The 15,726-nt window shown below is 72.6% G+C and carries 15 protein-coding genes; 12 read left to right on the top strand and 3 right to left on the bottom strand.

Annotation, left to right across the window (positions count from 1 at the left end; genetic code table 11):
• The first annotated feature begins 67 nt into the window (after nt 1-67).
• The 9 genes from ahcY to FHS87_RS12925 all read left to right on the top strand — a co-directional run bounded on the left by ahcY (nt 68) and on the right by FHS87_RS12925 (nt 11,189).
• Nucleotides 68-1,483 carry an adenosylhomocysteinase gene (ahcY, locus tag FHS87_RS12885; protein WP_184518845.1) on the top strand — a complete coding sequence of 472 codons (1,416 nt, stop codon included), beginning with the start codon at nt 68-70 and terminating at the stop codon, nt 1,481-1,483.
• A 143-nt stretch (nt 1,484-1,626) separates the two neighbouring features.
• Nucleotides 1,627-4,221, top strand: a complete 2,595-nt coding sequence (locus FHS87_RS12890) for an FtsK/SpoIIIE family DNA translocase (RefSeq protein WP_376766438.1) — start codon at nt 1,627-1,629, stop codon at nt 4,219-4,221.
• Nucleotides 4,214-4,690: a cupin domain-containing protein gene (locus FHS87_RS12895; RefSeq protein WP_184518847.1), complete on the top strand. Its 477-nt coding sequence runs from the start codon at nt 4,214-4,216 to the stop codon at nt 4,688-4,690. Before FHS87_RS12890 ends, FHS87_RS12895 begins: the two co-directional genes overlap by 8 nt.
• Nucleotides 4,691-4,892: 202 nt before the next feature.
• Nucleotides 4,893-5,750, top strand: a complete 858-nt coding sequence (locus tag FHS87_RS12900) for an endonuclease/exonuclease/phosphatase family protein (protein ID WP_246418380.1) — start codon at nt 4,893-4,895, stop codon at nt 5,748-5,750.
• Nucleotides 5,750-7,213: a phospholipase D family protein gene (locus FHS87_RS12905; RefSeq protein WP_184518850.1), complete on the top strand. Its 1,464-nt coding sequence runs from the start codon at nt 5,750-5,752 to the stop codon at nt 7,211-7,213. Before FHS87_RS12900 ends, FHS87_RS12905 begins: the two co-directional genes overlap by 1 nt.
• Before the next feature lie 125 nt (nt 7,214-7,338).
• Nucleotides 7,339-8,385, top strand: a complete 1,047-nt coding sequence (locus FHS87_RS12910) for a glycosyltransferase family 2 protein (protein ID WP_184518853.1) — start codon at nt 7,339-7,341, stop codon at nt 8,383-8,385.
• Between the two features lie 4 nt (nt 8,386-8,389).
• Nucleotides 8,390-8,809: a GtrA family protein gene (locus FHS87_RS12915; RefSeq protein WP_184518856.1), complete on the top strand. Its 420-nt coding sequence runs from the start codon at nt 8,390-8,392 to the stop codon at nt 8,807-8,809.
• Nucleotides 8,810-8,849: 40 nt separating this feature from the next.
• Nucleotides 8,850-10,451, top strand: coding sequence for a hypothetical protein (locus FHS87_RS12920; RefSeq protein WP_184518858.1), 1,602 nt, complete (start codon nt 8,850-8,852; stop codon nt 10,449-10,451).
• 117 nt (nt 10,452-10,568) lie between these two features.
• Entirely contained in the window at nt 10,569-11,189 is a 621-nt protein-coding gene (locus tag FHS87_RS12925; protein ID WP_184518861.1) for a hypothetical protein, read from the top strand.
• A gap of 18 nt (nt 11,190-11,207) precedes the next feature.
• Here FHS87_RS12925 and FHS87_RS12930 read toward each other — a convergent pair whose 3' ends face one another.
• From FHS87_RS12930 to purM, 3 genes are read right to left on the bottom strand one after another with little or no spacing between them, the layout of a single operon-like run.
• Nucleotides 11,208-11,366 (bottom strand): aa3-type cytochrome c oxidase subunit IV, encoded by a 159-nt coding sequence (locus FHS87_RS12930; RefSeq protein WP_184518864.1) that lies wholly within the window; start codon nt 11,364-11,366, stop codon nt 11,208-11,210.
• A gap of 41 nt (nt 11,367-11,407) precedes the next feature.
• Nucleotides 11,408-12,094 (bottom strand): phosphoribosylglycinamide formyltransferase, encoded by a 687-nt coding sequence (gene purN / locus FHS87_RS12935; RefSeq protein WP_184518867.1) that lies wholly within the window; start codon nt 12,092-12,094, stop codon nt 11,408-11,410.
• Nucleotides 12,082-13,143 (bottom strand): phosphoribosylformylglycinamidine cyclo-ligase, encoded by a 1,062-nt coding sequence (gene purM / locus FHS87_RS12940; RefSeq protein ID WP_184518870.1) that lies wholly within the window; start codon nt 13,141-13,143, stop codon nt 12,082-12,084. The genes purN and purM overlap by 13 nt, the downstream gene beginning before the upstream one ends.
• A gap of 145 nt (nt 13,144-13,288) precedes the next feature.
• On the opposite strand from purM, the gene FHS87_RS12945 reads away from it, so the two are divergent.
• Genes FHS87_RS12945 through FHS87_RS12955 form a run of 3 tightly spaced genes read left to right on the top strand, consistent with a single transcriptional unit; the run spans nt 13,289 to nt 15,718 of the window.
• Nucleotides 13,289-13,990, top strand: a complete 702-nt coding sequence (locus tag FHS87_RS12945) for a hypothetical protein (protein WP_184518873.1) — start codon at nt 13,289-13,291, stop codon at nt 13,988-13,990.
• A complete protein-coding gene (locus FHS87_RS12950) occupies nt 13,974-14,570 on the top strand; it encodes a CDP-alcohol phosphatidyltransferase family protein (protein WP_184518876.1) in 597 nt (198 codons plus the stop codon). Before FHS87_RS12945 ends, FHS87_RS12950 begins: the two co-directional genes overlap by 17 nt.
• The gene (locus tag FHS87_RS12955) at nt 14,567-15,718 is read left to right on the top strand and encodes an AI-2E family transporter (protein WP_184518878.1); all 1,152 of its coding nucleotides are present in this window, start codon (nt 14,567-14,569) and stop codon (nt 15,716-15,718) included. The genes FHS87_RS12950 and FHS87_RS12955 overlap by 4 nt, the downstream gene beginning before the upstream one ends.
• The last annotated feature ends 8 nt before the right edge of the window (nt 15,719-15,726 follow it).

Here is a 15,726-nt window from a genome sequence, read left to right on the forward strand (position 1 = left end):
TTAACCCCTTGGCCATTCCCTGCCGGGCATGATAGGCGCCTGCCCGATACCGGAAGGCCATCCCGACATGCCCGACACCCTGCCCCCGAAGACCGACTACGTCGTCGCCGATCTCTCCCTCGCCCAGTGGGGCCGCAAGGAGATCGAGATGGCCGAGGACGAGATGCCCGGCCTGATGGCCACGCGCCGCGAGTACGGCCCTGCCCAGGTGCTGAAGGGTGCCCGCATCGCCGGCTGCCTGCACATGACCATCCAGACCGCGGTGCTGATCGAGACGCTGAAGGCGCTCGGCGCCGATGTGCGCTGGTCCTCCTGCAACATCTTCTCCACCCAGGACCACGCGGCCGCCGCCATCGCGGCCACCGGCACCCCGGTCTTCGCCGTGAAGGGCGAGACGCTGGAGGACTACTGGCATTACGTTCAGCGGACCCTCGAGTGGGCCGATGGCGGCGAGCCGAACCTCCTGCTGGACGACGGCGGCGACATGACGCTGCTGGTCCATTACGGCCTGCGCGCCGAGCAGGGCGATACGAAGTTCCTCGATGGCGCGACCAATGAGGAGGAGACCGTGTTCTTCGCCCTCATCAGGAAGCTGCTGACGGAGAAGCCGGGCTGGTTCGCCAAGCTCGCCGCCTCCCTCAAGGGCGTGTCCGAGGAGACGACCACGGGCGTGCACCGCCTGTACTCCATGGCGAAGGAGGGCAAGCTGCTCTTCCCCGCCATCAACGTGAACGACAGCGTCACCAAGTCGAAGTTCGACAACCTCTATGGCTGCCGCGAGTCCCTGGTGGACGCGATCCGCCGCGGCACGGACCTGATGATGGCCGGCAAGGTCGCCCTCGTCGCCGGCTTCGGCGATGTCGGCAAGGGCTCCGCCGCCTCGCTCCGCAACGCCGGCTGCCGCGTGATGGTTACGGAGATCGACCCGATCTGCGCGCTGCAGGCCGCGATGGAGGGCTATGAGGTCGTGACGATGGAGGATGCCGCGCCGCAGGCCGACATCTTCGTGACCGCCACGGGCAACGTGGACATCATCACCATCGAGCACATGCGCGCGATGAAGAACCGCGCCGTGGTCTGCAACATCGGCCACTTCGACAGCGAGATCCAGGTCTCGGCGCTGCGCAACCTGCAGTGGACGAACATCAAGCCGCAGGTGGACGAGATCCGCTTCCCCGACGGCAAGAAGATCACCCTCCTCTCCGAGGGCCGGCTGGTGAACCTGGGCAACGCGACGGGCCACCCCTCCTTCGTGATGTCCGCCTCCTTCACCAACCAGACGCTCGCCCAGATCGAGCTGTGGACGAACGGCGCGGCCTACGGGAAGCAGGTCTACACCCTGCCGAAGCACCTCGATGAGAAGGTCGCCTTCCTCCACCTGGAGAAGGTGGGCGCGAAGCTGACGAAGCTCTCCCAGCAGCAGGCCGACTATATCGGCGTGCCGCAGCAGGGCCCCTTCAAGGCCGAGCTGTACCGCTACTGACCGGGAAGGGGGCCTTGGCCCCCTCCCTCCGGGACGGGAGGGCGCGCCCTCCCGTTTTCGCGATTTCCTGCCAACTGTGTCGTTCAAACCAGCGATTTAGCGTGTAGTCTTGTCCCGCTGCATCAACCGCAACCGGGACTTCCATGCCGCGCGCCTCCGCCGACCGCTCCGCCCCTGCCCAGACGGACGCGGTGTCCGGCATGAACCCCTTCGGCACGGCCACCATCCGCCGCTTCGCCTCCCCCGCCGTGAAGGCGGCGCTGAAGAGGCGGGGAGGGCAGTCGCTCGGCCTCGTCTGCGGGCTGCTGGGCCTCGCCGTGCTCGTGGCGCTGGCGAGCCATAACCCCGCCGATCCCTCCTTCTCCACCGCCACCAGCCGGGCGCCGACCAACCTCGCCGGGCCTTTCGGGGCCATGGTGTCGGACGTGCTGCTCCAGGGCTTCGGCTGGGCGGGGCTGCTGCCCGCGGCCTGCCTGATGACCTGGGCGCTGCGCCTCTCCACCCATCGCGGCCTCTCGCCCTTCGCCGGGCGCGTCGCGGCGCTGCTGGCGGGGTTGCCGCTGCTGGCCGCGGCCCTCTCGGCCAGCCCGCTGCCGGCGCCCTTCCCCGGCGGCACGGCCGGCGGCGCCATGGGCCCGCTGGTGCGGGAGGCCGTGGACGAGACGCTCGGCGCCGCCTTCGGCCCTCTGGGCAATGCCCTCGGCAACACGGGCGTGCTGGTGATGGCGGTGGCCGCCTCGGTGCTGGCGCTGGCCATCCCGCTCTCCTCCTGGCGGCGCGCGGGCAAGGCCGCGGCGCGGCGCGGGCACGGGCTGGCCGGGACCATCATGCGCCGCCGGGCCGATGCCCGCGCCCGCGCCGCCGAGGCCCGCCACGCGCGGGACCGCCTCTCCCACCGCCGCGGGGAGGCCGTGCAGCCCCCGGGGCTGCTGGCCCGGCTTCTCGGCGCGCCCGCGCATCTCGCCGGGATGATCCGCCGGCGGCAGGAGGCCTCGCCCGGCCTCTCCGAGCTGCTGCGCGCCGCCGACGCCGCCGCCCGCGAGGCCCCGGCCGCGCCCCCGCCGCCCCGCCGCGCGCCCAAGGCCCCGCCGGCCGAGGTCCCGGCTTCCGATGCCAAGGGGGAGGCGAATGACGGCGCCAAGGGCGAGGGACCGCGCATCGCGGACCGCGTGCTGCCCGCGCGCCGTCTGCCGATCGGCGAGACGGTGAAGAAGGGCGACGACGGCAAGTTCCGCCTGCCGCCGCTCTCGCTCCTCGCCCCCGCCCCGCCGCGGCGCGACACCGGCCCCTCGCGCGAGGCGCTGGAGGAGAATGCGCGCCTGCTGGAATCCGTGCTCGACGACTACGGCGTGCGCGGGAAGATCGTGGACATCCGCCCCGGCCCCGTCGTGACGCTCTACGAGCTGGAGCCCGCGCCCGGCACGAAGTCCGCCCGCGTGATCGGCCTGGCGGACGACATCGCGCGCAGCATGTCCGTGCTGGCGGTCCGCATCGCCACCGTCCCCGGCCGCAACGTGATCGGCATCGAGATGCCGAACGCCAGGCGCGAGACCGTCTACTTCTCCGAGATGATGGAGGCCGAGGACTGGGCGCGGAACACGGGCAAGCTGCCCATGGCGCTGGGCAAGGACATCGGCGGCGCGCCCGTCGTCGCCGACCTCGCGCGCATGCCGCACCTGCTGATCGCGGGCACCACCGGCTCGGGCAAGTCGGTCGGCATCAACACGATGATCCTGTCGCTGCTCTACCGCTTCGGGCCGGACGAGTGCCGCTTCATCATGATCGACCCGAAGATGCTGGAGCTCTCGGTCTATGACCGCATCCCGCATCTGCTCGCCCCCGTGGTGACGGAGCCGCCCAAGGCGATCGGCGCGCTGAAGTGGACGGTGCGCGAGATGGAGCGCCGCTACAAGGCGATGAGCCAGCTCGGCGTCCGCAACATCGGCGGCTACAACGAGAAGGTCACCGCCGCCTCCGCCCGCGGCGAGGCGCTGACGCGCCGCGTGCAGACGGGCTTCGACCCCGAGACGGGCAAGCCGGTCTTCGAGGACCAGCCGCTCAACCTCGCCGCCCTGCCCATGATCGTCGTCGTGATCGACGAGATGGCGGACCTGATGATCGTGGCGGGCAAGGAGATCGAGGCGGCGGTGCAGCGCCTGGCGCAGATGGCGCGCGCGGCGGGCATCCACGTCATCATGGCCACCCAGCGCCCGTCGGTGGACGTCATCACCGGCACGATCAAGGCGAACTTCCCGACCCGCATCTCCTTCGCCGTCACCTCCAAGATCGACAGCCGCACCATCCTCGGCGAGCAGGGGGCGGAGCAGCTCCTCGGCCAGGGCGACATGCTGCACATGGCCGGCGGCGGCCGGGTGAGCCGCGTCCACGGCCCCTTCGTCTCGGACGAGGAGGTGGAGCGCGTGGTGGACTTCCTGCGCGAGCAGGGCGAGCCCGCCTATATCGAGGAGGTCACGGAGGTCGAGGACGACGAGGAGGGTGGCGGTGGCGGCTCCATCGGGATCGATGCGGGCGGCGGCGAGAAGGGCCTCTACGAGCAGGCCGTCGCCCTCGTCTCCCGCGAGGGCAAGGCGAGCACCTCCTTCGTCCAGCGCCACCTGAACATCGGCTACAACCGCGCCGCCAAGCTCATCGAGCAGATGGAGCGGGACGGGGTGGTGGGCCCGGCGAACCATGTCGGCAAGCGCGAGGTGCTGGCGCGCGCCTCCGCCGATGACTGAGGCGCGCCGTTTCGCGCCTTCCGGCGAGATCCCGAACTCGGCGCTTCCCCTGCTGGTCCGGCGCGGCGCCCTGTCCGGGGACGCCGCCGCCGTCACCGCGCATTTCGCCCGCCACGGCTGGTCCAACGCCTGGACGGACGGGGTCTTCCCCTACCACCACTTCCACAGCACCGCGCACGAGGTGCTGGGCGTCACGCGCGGGCAGGCCCGGGTGCGCTTCGGCGGGGAGGGAGGAGAGACGGTCGAGCTCCGCGCCGGGGACGCCGTGGTGATCCCCGCCGGGGTCGGCCACTGCCGGGAATGGGCCAGCCCGGATTTCGAGGTGGTCGGCGCCTATCCCGGCGGGGCGGATTACGACATCCGGCGCGGCGACCGGGCGGAGCGGGCGGAGGTGGAGGCCAATCTCGCCGCCGTGCCGCTGCCCGATGCCGATCCCGTGAGCGGGGGGAAGGTGCCGGAATGGGGCTGAATCCCGGGGATCACGGGATTTTCAGTCCTTCCGCGACGGGACCGCGCCAACGATGAGCGCCCCGGCCCGCTCTCTCTTCCGGGTCCTGTGGCGGCGCCTCGGCGCGCGCGGCGGGGCCGGGCGGCTTGACCGGGGGCTCCCCGACCCCAAGTCGGGCCCTTCCCGGGCGGATGGTCGCCCATCGCCCAGGATGGAAGACAGGATGATCCCACCCCTCGCGCAGCAGGCCACCCGCCGGGAACCCTTTCCCCGCGTGATGGCCGAGCTCCGAGGCCGGCTCAGCGCCCCGCCGGTGCTCCATCACGGGCCCGTGCCGGAGGGGGCGATCACGGTCGCCTCCTACAACGTCCATAAGTGCGTCGGCACGGACAAGCGCTTCGATCCCGCCCGCGTGGCCGAGGTGATCGCGGAGCTGGATGCCGACATCCTCGCCCTGCAGGAGGCCGACCGCCGCTTCGGGCGCCGCGTGGGGCTGCTCGACATGGCCGGGATCGAGCGCCGCACGGGGCTGCGCCTCGTCCCCCTCTCGGTCATTCCCCAGGGACATGGCTGGCACGGCAACGCGCTGCTCGTGCGCGGCGGCCATGCCGTGCGGGTGCGTCGCCTCTCCCTGCCCGGCGGCGAGCCGCGCGGGGCGGTGATGGTGGACCTGGAGATGCCGGCCGGGCCGATGCGCGTGGTGGCCGCCCATTTCGGCCTGCTGCGCCGCCATCGCTCCCGCCAGGTGGATGCCATCCTGGATTCCCTCTCCGGGGAGGACCATGTCCCCACCGTCATGCTCGGCGACCTGAACGAATGGCGGCCGGGGCGGCGCTCCTCCCTCCGGGCGCTGGAGGGCAGCTTCGGCACCGCCCGCCCTGGCCCTGCCACCTTCCCCAGCCGGATGCCGATCCTCTCGCTGGACCGCATCCTGGCCCGGCCGCACTCGCTCATCTGCGGCCTCCAGGCGCATGACAGCCCGCTCGCCCGTATCGCCTCGGACCACCTGCCCCTGAAGGCGCGGCTGGACCTGGCGGCCGCGCAGGACGCGATGGCCGCCTCCCTCGCCGCGGCGGCGTGATGACCCGGGCCGCCCGAGTGGCGGCCGGGGGCGTCCTGGCCTCGGACGTCCTGCCCCGGCCGGAGGGCGCGGCCAGCGGCGTGGCGCTGATGCCGAGCGGGCTGGCGGCCTTCGCCGCCCGCGTCCAGGCGGCTCGGGCGGCGACGCGGACGCTCGATCTGCAATACTACATCTGGCGCGGGGACCTCACGGGCCAGGTGCTCGCCCGCGAGCTGCTGCGCGCGGCCGATCGCGGCGTGCGCGTGCGCGTGCTGCTGGACGACATGTACGCCATCGGGCGCGAGCGGGTGCTCGCCGTGATGGACGCGCATGAGAACATCGAGGTCCGGCTGTTCAACGCCACCCGCTGGCGCCGCTTCGGCCAGCTCGGCCTGCTGCTGGAGATCGTCTTCGGCGGCTGGCACCTGAACCGGCGCATGCACAACAAGGCCTGGATCGCCGACGGGCGCGCGGCTATCTGCGGCGGCCGCAACATCGGGGACGAGTATTTCGACGCCTCCGGCGAGTTCAACTTCCGCGACCTCGACCTCGCCATCGCCGGCCGGGCCGCGGGCGCCGCGCAGGCGATCTTCGACCTCTACTGGAACCACCACCTCGCCCGGACGGTGACGGAGGTGAGCCAGGCGCCGCACCGCCGCCGCGGGGGGCTGCGGGGCCTCGCAGCGAAGCTCGATGCCGCCTGCACGGCGCCCGCGGCGCGACCCTTCTTCGAGAGCCTCGATGCCGAGCCCGGCGTGGCGCGGATCCTGGCCGGGGACTCCTCCCGCCTCTCCCCCGTGAAGGCGGACAGCATCCGCATCGTCGCGGACCCGCCGGACAAGGCGCGCGGCCTCGCGCCGGAGAGGGAGTGCCTCGCCCACGTCATCCTGGAAGCGCTGCAAGGCGCCAGGCGCGAGGCACTGCTGATCTCCCCCTATTTCGTGCCGGGCGAGCAGGGGGCGGAGATGCTGGAGAGGATGGCGCGAGGGGGCGTGCGCGTCTCCGTCGTCACGAACTCGCTCGCCGCGACCGATGTGGTGGCCGTCCATGGCGGCTATGCCCGCTACCGCGAGCGGCTGCTCGCCGCGGGCGTCGAGATCCATGAGCTGAAGCCCTCCGGCGACGAGGGGGCGAGCGTCTTCGGCTCGCGCGGCGCCAGCCTGCACACCAAGGCGCTGGTGATCGACGGGGAGCTCTCCTTCGTCGGCTCCTTCAACCTCGATCCCCGCTCGGCCGCGCTGAACACCGAGATGGGCGCCTTCGTGCGCGACGGGGGGATCGCGGCCGAGCTGCGTGAGGAACACGCGCGCCTCGCCGAGCCGGCGCGGAGCTGGAGGGTGGCGCTGGAGCGGCCCGGCCGCCTTCTCTGGACCGGCGAGTTCGTCGGGGTGGAGGTGACGCGGCACAGCGAGCCCGACGCCTCCCTCCGCCGCCGGCTGCTCGCGCGGCTCGTGCGGCTACTCCCGGTGGAGTCGCAACTTTAAGACGACGTACGAAAAAAGACGATCAACCCATTGTGTTGATGCCTTCCCACTGCTCGCAAGCTTGTTCCCGCAACGCGAGGGGCACAGCCCTTATTGTGCAGGTGCAGCATAAGGACGGGCCCGGCATGCATCAGACCCAGGACCAGCTTCGGCCCAAGATCTCGATCGTGGCGCCCTGCTACAACGAGGAGGAGAGCCTGCGCGAGTTCCATGCGCGGGCCTCGGCCGCCTGCAGCGCGCTGACCTCCTCCTACGAGATCGTCCTGGTCGATGACGGGTCCAAGGACCAGACCTGGCGCATCATCGAGAGCCTGGCGGATGTGAGCCCGAACGTGGTGGGCGTCCGCCTGCTCCGGAACCACGGGCACCAGCTCGCCGCGACCGCGGGGCTGCACGTGGCCAAGGGCGAGCGCGTCATGCTGATCGACGCCGACCTCCAGGACCCGCCCGAGCTGCTGGACCAGATGATGCGGCTGATGGATACGGGCGCGGACGTCGTCTACGGCCAGCGCGCCTCCCGCGACGGGGAGTCCATGTTCAAGCTCGTCACGGCCGGGCTGTTCTACCGCCTGCTCTCCCGCCTCACGAGCGTGCCGATCCCGCGCGACACCGGCGACTTCCGCCTGATGAGCCGGCGCATCGTGGACCTGTTCATGTTGATGCCCGAGCGCCAGCGCTTCATCCGCGGTATGGTGAGCTGGATCGGCGGCAACCAGGTCGCGCTGCCCTATGAGCGGCAGGCGCGCTTCGCCGGCACTACGAAGTACCCGCTGAAGAAGATGATCCGCTTCGCCGTGGACGCCATCACCAGCTTCTCCACCGTCCCGCTCCGCATCGCGGCCTGGGTCGGCATGGTGACGGCCGGGCTGGCCATGGTGATGCTCGTCTACACGCTGTGGCAGTGGTCCCAGAACTCGGTGGTCGCGGGCTGGTCGAGCCTGATGACGGCGATCACGCTCTTCGGCGGGCTGCAGCTCCTCGTGCTCGGCGTGCTCGGCGAGTATCTCGGCCGCCTCGTGAACGACGCGAAGAACCGCCCGCTCTTCATCATCGATTCCATCCGCGCCGGGCGGAACGCCTATCAGGTGCCGAGCGAGTTCTCCGGCCTGAACCCCTCCATGCGCGAGGACGTCGTCGCGAGCTGGACGCCGCGGAACCCGGTGCGCGCCTGAGGCCATGCAACGACCCGTCCGCTCCGGCCCCGTGGCGGCGATCCCGCCGCGGCTGCTGGAAGCCGTCCTCTTCGCCGGCGTCGGGGCGCTGAACACGGGGATCGACATCCTCGTCTTCACCGCCCTCGTCACCTTTACTGCCACCCCGCCGCTGCTCGCCAGCGCGGTGGGCTATGCCTGCGGGGCGCTGAACAGCTACGTCGTGAACGGCCGCCTCACCTTCCGGCGCCGGGACGTGCGGCTGGCCTCGGCGCGCCGGATCGCGGGCTTCGTCCTGGTCAACCTGCTCTGCCTCGGCTTCTCGCTCGTCGTGCTCGCGCTGGCGGCGGAGGCCATGCCGCTGCTCGCCGCCAAGCTGCTCTCGGTGGTGATGACCTTCGCGCTGAGCTTCGTGCTCTCCAGAACCCTCGTCTATGCCGCCTAGCGAGCCGGCCCGTCCCCTCGCGCGCCATCAAGGAACCTCGATGGGATCGATGAACGGGCCGGTCCGCTACGGCGGCGCGCTCCTCTTCGGGATCGTGCTTCTCCTGCCGCTCCTCTTCTCGCCCCTGCCCATGCTGTCGGACTATCCGAACCACCTCGCCCGCTTCTGGCTGCTGAGCGGCGGCACGGAGCTGATGCCCGATGTCTACGGCGTGGACTGGAGCCGGGCGCGGACGAATATCGGCGCGGATCTCGTCACCGTCGCGCTCAAGGGGCTGCTGCCGGGCGAGCGGATCGCGCAGGCGATCCTGGCGACCGCCATTCTCGGGCCGGCGCTGGGCTGCTTCCTGCTCAGCCTCCGCCTGCACGGCTGGAACGCCTGGCAGTTCGCGCTGCCGTTCTTCGCCTGGACGCACACGCTCATCTTCGGCTTTGTCACCTTCCAGATCGGGCTCGGCGTGGCGCTGGTGCTCGCGGCGGCGGATGGCGGGCGGGAGGGGGGCGCGGCGGTCTGGCTGTCGCGCCTCGTCGCGGCGGCGGCGCTCCTCGTCGTGCATCCCTTCGCGCTGCTTTTCTACGCGGCGCTTCTCGGCGGGCTGATCATCGGGCCGCGCCTCGCGCCCATCCTCGCCTCGCGCGCGGCCTTCCTCGCCTTTCTCGGCAGGGGCGCCGGGCTGGTGCTGTGCTGCGCACTGCCCGTCATCGTCTTCGCCCTCACCGCGAAGGAGCTGCCGGGCGCCGACGCCAACGCGAATGGCGACGGCATCCTCTGGAACACCTCCATCGCGGGCCGGATCGCGGCCCTGACCTCGCCCGTTCGCCTCTACGAGATCCGGACGGACATGGTGCTCGTCGCGCTGCTCGCGGTCGTGCCGATCGTCGCGCTGCTGCGCTCGGGGCTGCGGACGCATCAGGGGCTGCTGCTCGTGGCCCTCGTCCTCGCGGCGGTCTCGCCGTTCATGCCGCTGGCGGTGGCGGGGACGAGCGTGATCCAGGTCCGCATCCCCATCATGGCGCTGCTCGCCGCCGCCGCCGCGATCCGGATCGAGCTGCCCGCGCGCGCGGCGGTGGTGGCCGGGCTCGCCCTTGCCCTGCTGAGCGTGGCGCGCACGGGCGATGTCGCGCGGCACTGGGCGCGGTCGGAGGAGGACATCCAGGCCATGCGGGCGGTCCTCGCCGCCCTGCCCCGGGGCAGCAGCATGCTTCCCCTGCAGCACGAGGCCTCGCGGGAGGCGGCGATGCGGTCGGGGCCGCTGGGGCGCTACTTCACGGGGGACCGCCCGGCCTACACCCAGTCCGTCGCGCTGGCGGCGCCGTGGCGGCAGGCCTTCGTGCCCATGCTCTTCACCGCCCGCGGCAAGCAGCCGCTCGTCGTGCTGCCGCCCTGGAGCGAGATCGCCGTGCCGGAGGGGGAGATCGCCACGATCCACGCCCTCGTCGATCCGGAGCTGCCCCTGCCGCCGAGCCAGGCCTATGTCCGACAGTGGCGGGAGCGCTTCGACTACGCCCTCGTCCTCAACACCGACATGGAGGACATGCGGGGGCCGGCAACGCTGCCGGCGGGGGTGGAGGTCGTCGCCGCCCAGGGCTTCGCCCAACTCCTGCGCCTTCCCCGCGCCGCCCGCACGGCCGAGGCGCGGTAAGGGGCCACACCCGAGAGGCCGCACCCAATAGGCCACACCGGGGTTTGAACCGGGGCCCCTTGCGCCGGCCCGGGGGCGGGGCCTTCTCTTCCCGCCCCTTGCCGGACCGGAGTGCCCATGCGCCGCCTCATCCTCACGCTGGCCCTCGCGGCACTCCCCGCCATGGCCGGGGCGCAATCCTCCGGCGGGGCCCCCGCCGGGGCGCGCCCGGCCTCCTTCCCGACGCGCGACGTGGCCGTGACCTATCGCGTGCTCGGCAACGCCGCCCCGCAGGCGCCGCGCGAGTTCAGCGTGGCAGCGCTCGCTTCCGAGGGGCGGCTGCGGGTGGAGAGCCCCTCCCTTCCGGCCTGGGGCCTGACGGACCGCCGCACCGGCCGGACCGAGATGGTGATGGATTCCATGCGGGTGGTGAGCCCGAGCCCGCTGCGGCAGGAGGAGGCGATGCGCTATCTCCGCCTCGCCGAGACGGCGCGGCTGACGCGCGCGGGCACGGCCAGCCAGGCCGGGCATTCCTGCACGAACTACCGCTGGGAGGAGAGGGGGCAGAGCGGCACGGTCTGCCTCACCGGCGACGGCGTGCTGCTGCGCGGCGTGAACGAGCGCGGCGAGGGGGTGGAGGCCGCGCGGGTGGAATATGCCCGCCAGGACCCCGCGCGCTTCCGCGTGCCGGAGGGCTATCGGCGCGTGGACCTCAGCGACATGGCCCGGAGCTTCGGGCTGGGCCTGCCGGGCCGCTGAGGGCCCGGCGGCGCGCGATCAGCCGAAGAAGAGCTTCAGCGCGATCAGCAGGACCACGATGGCCCCGATGCCCCAGGCGGTCGCGCGGGTGAACATCGCCCAGCCGGTCTGGCGCTCGGCGATGATGTCCTTCGCCTTTACCTCGACGAAATCGATGTGCTGCGGCGCATCGGCCATGGGTCTGCCTCGTGATGGGGCGCCCCGCGGCGGGGCGGCGTTCAGGGGATTTCTGTAGGGAGCCCCGCCCCGCCGGGCAAGGGGTTGGCGAGGGCGCCCCCGGCCATGGGAGCGTCGAGCACCACCCGTCCCCCCTCCAGCCGCGCCGCGCCGGAGGCCGCCCAGGCGAGGGCGGCGGGGAAGATCCGGTGCTCCTGCGCCAGCACGCGGGCGGCCAGCGCCGCCTCGTCGTCCCCCGGCAGCACGGGCACGGCGGCCTGGGCGATGATCGGCCCCTCATCCACCCCGGGGGTGACGAAGTGCACGGTGCAGCCGTGCAGCCGGACCCCGGCGGCGAGCGCCCGGGCATGGGTGTCCAGCCCGGGGAAGGCGGGGAGGAGGCTCGGATGGATGTTGATCATCCGGCCGGCCCAGGCGGCGACGAAGCCCTCCGTCAGCACGCGCATGAAGCCGGCGAGCACCACCAGCCCGATCCCGGCGGCCTCCAGCCGCGCCCCCAGCGCCGCCTCGAAGCCCGCGCGGTCGCGGCCGAAGGGGCGGCTCTCCACCACCTCCGCCGGGATGCCCGCCTCCCGCGCCCGGTCCAGCCCGGCGGCGTCCGCCCGGTTGGAGAGGACAAGGGCGAGCTCGGCGGGGTAGGCGGGGTGGCGCGCCGCCGCGATGAGGGCGCCGAGATTGCTGCCGCGGCCGGAGATGAGGACCGCGGCGCGCCGCTTCAGTTCGGCCATGCGGCGGAGAGGCCTTCCATGCGGACCTCGGCCTCGCCCTCGCCGGCCTCAATGCGGCCGATGCGATGGGCGGTCTCGCCGTGCTCGCCGAGCATCGCGACGGCGGCCTCGACCTTCCCTTCCTCCACGACCAGGCACATGCCGATGCCGCAGTTGAAGACGCGCAGCATCTCCTCCGGCGCCACGCCGCCGGTGCGGGCGAGCCAGGCGAAGACCGGCGGCACGGGCCAGGAGCCGGCATCCACCACCGCGGCCGTGCCCTCCGGCAGCACGCGGGGCAGGTTGCCCGGCAGCCCGCCGCCGGTGATGTGGGCGGCCGCCTTGACCAGCCCCGCCCGGTGCAGGGCGAGGACGGGCTTCACATAAATGCGCGTGGGCTCCAGCAGCGCCTCGCCCAGCGTCCTGCCGCCTTCGAAGGGGGCGGGGTCGCCCAGCCCGGCCCCCCCGGCCTCCAGGACGCGGCGGACGAGGGAGAAGCCGTTGGAGTGGACGCCCGAGGCGCCGAGACCGAGCACCACGTCCCCCGGCCCCACATCGCCGGCCGGCAGCAGCGCGCCGCGCTCGGCCGCGCCAACGGAGAAGCCGGCGAGGTCGTAGTCGCCCTTGTGGTACATGCCCGGCATCTCGGCCGTCTCGCCGCCCACCAGCGCGCAGCCCGCCTGCCGGCAGCCCTCGGCGATTCCCGCCACCACCTCGGCGGCCTGCGCCACGTCCAGCGCGCCGGTCGCGAAGTAGTCGAGGAAGAAGAGCGGCTCGGCCCCCTGCACGACGAGGTCGTTCACGCACATGGCAACGAGGTCGATTCCCACCGTCGCGTGGTGGCGCGCATCGATCGCGAGCCGCAGCTTCGTGCCCACGCCATCGGTGGAGGAGACGAGGACGGGGTCGGTGAAGCCCGCCGCGCGGAGGTCGAACAGCGCGCCGAAGCCGCCGAGTCCCCCCATGGTGCCCCTGCGGTCCGTGGAGCGCGCGAGCGGCTTGATCCGGTCCACCAGCGCGTCGCCGGCCTCGATATCCACCCCGGCGTCGCGGTAGGTCAGTCTGGTCATGGCGGTCCTTGATCGGCTATCCCCGGGGGAGGAACCATAGGGGTTCACGGGGGAGCGGCTTATGCCGGGTTCAGACGGTCGCGCTACCCATCATGTCCCGGGCCCGCGCGCAATCCATTCCCCGCGCGGGACGGCGATGCACGGAATGATTCGGGGTGTGGCCCTCGCCCTGGCCCTGCTCTCCGCCCCACTCCCGGCGGCGGCGCAGGACGATCCGGCCGTGCAGCGCGGCGTGCCGGCGGAGGCAACGGCCGAGAACGCCGTGGTCGCGCGGGAGCGCGCCATCGCCAACGCCCAGCGCCTGGCATGGCAGCGCTACGCCGCCGCCACCGGGCAGAACCCGAACGCCTCCGCCTCGCAGATCGAGTCGCAGGTGGCGAGCATGGTGGTGGAGCAGGAGCGCACCAGCCTGAACGCCTATACCGGCCGCTACACCATCCGATTCCGCGGCGCCGGCTCCTCCTCCGGCGGGGGCGCGGTGGCGGGCGGGGCGACGCCGCCGCTCGGCGGGCCCGCCACCGGCAGCGCCCCGGCCGCCACGCCGCCGGTCCTGCCGCTCTCCTCCTATGTCGAGGCGGGGACGAGCTTCCGCTCGCTCGACGAGTGGCTAGCCCTGCGGCAGCGCCTGCTCGCCCAGCCCTCGGTCGGCAGCGTGGACATCCTGGCCATCTCCACCGAGGGCGCGCGGCTGCGCCTGGGGCTGCGCAGCCCGCCGGGGATCGTGGCGCAGGAGCTGGCGGGGGGAGGCATCTTCCTCGCCCCCAGCGCCCCGCCGGTTCTGCCGGGCGGGATCCCGGCGCCCACCACCGGCCCGGGCTGGCGCGTCGGCCTTGCCGGGGGAGCGTGACACGGGCCCAGCCCCGGAGGGCGGGGAGCCGGGCACCGGATCGGCGCTCCTCACCCTGCCCAATGTCATCACGCTCGCGCGGCTCTGCGCCGTGCCGGCCGTGGTGTGGCTCGTGATCCAGGGGCGGCTGGACCTCGCCTTCCTCCTCTTCCTCGGCGCCGGGCTGTCGGACGCGCTGGACGGCTGGCTGGCGAGGGTGCGGAACGCCCGCTCCTTCATCGGCTCCGTGCTCGACCCCGTCGCGGACAAGGCGCTGCTCGTCTCGGTCTATGTCACCCTCGCCGTCATCGGCGTGCTGCCGGACTGGCTGGCCATCCTCGTCGTGTTCCGGGACCTGCTGATCGTGGGCGGGCTGCTCGTGCTCACCCTCGTCGGCTCGCGGCCGGCGATCCGGCCCATCATGGTGTCCAAGCTGAACACGGCGCTGCAGATCGCCCTGGCCGGCACCGCCCTGTTCCTCCAGGGCTTCCGGCTGGACGGGGGCTGGCTGCTGCCCGTGCTCATCGCCCTCGTCGCCCTCACCACCCTTCTCTCCGGCGCCGCCTATGTGCGGGACGCCGCGCGCTCCTACCGGGCATGAGCACGACGGCGCCCGCACCGGCCCCCGCGCCGTTGCGCCCCGACCCGCGGCCGCGCTCGCCGGGGCCGCGCAACGCGACGCGGGCGCAGCGATTCGGCCTCGGCTTCGGGCTGCTCGCGGCCTTCATCTTCGCCCTCTGGTTCTTCGCGGCGATCCTCACGCCCTTCGTGCTGGCCGTCTGCGTCGCCTACTTCCTCGATCCCGTGGCGAGCCGGCTGGCGCGCGTCGGCGTGCCGCGATGGCTGGGGGCGGGGCTGCTGATCGCGGGGCTGCTGGCTTTCGCCCTCATCGCGCTGCTGCTGCTCTACCCCCTGCTCATCTCCCAGATCGGCGTGCTGCTCACCCGCCTCCCGGCCTATGTCACGACGATCAGCGCCCGGCTGCAGGACGTGATCGCGGCGGCCGAGGACGCGGTGGCGCCGATGGTGCTCGACCCCCGGCTGAAGGACCTCGCCGTCTCGCAGCTCGGCTCCATCCTCGTCTGGCTCGGCACCTCGGCGACGCGGCTGATCGGCGGCGGCTACGCCCTGTTCAACGTCTTCACCTTCGCCGTGGTCACGCCCATCGTCGGCTTCTACCTCCTGCGGGACTGGCCGCGGATGATGGGGCGGATCGAAACCTGGCTGCCCCGCCGCAACGCCGCCGTACTGCGCCAGCTCGCCCATGACACCGACCGCGTTCTCTCGGCCTGGCTGCGGGGGCAGCTCATCTGCTGCGCGCTGCTGGCCGTGTACTACGCCCTCGCCCTCTCGGCGGTGGGGCTGGAGCTGGGCCTGCTCGTCGGGCTGCTGGCGGGAATCTTCACCTTCATCCCCTATGTCGGCTCCATGACCGGCATGATCACCGCCATCCTCCTGGCCATCGGCCAGTTCGGGAACTGGCGGGACGTGGCGATGGTGGTGGGGGTGTTCCTGGCCGGCCAGATCGTGGAGGGCTACATCATCTATCCCCGCCTGCTCGGGGACCGGGTGGAGCTGCACGCGGTCTGGGTGATCTTCGCCCTCTTCGCCGGCGGCGTGGCCTTCGGCTTCCTCGGCGTGCTGCTGGCCGTGCCCATCGCGGCCGCCATCGGGGTGCTCGCCCGCTACTGGCTGCGGCGCTATCTCGAGAGCCCCCTCTATCTCGACCCGCCCCGGACCGGGGGCTGAACCGATTC

This window comes from Muricoccus pecuniae, assembly GCF_014199205.1.
Taxonomy (GTDB): Bacteria; Pseudomonadota; Alphaproteobacteria; order Acetobacterales; family Acetobacteraceae; genus Roseomonas; species Roseomonas pecuniae.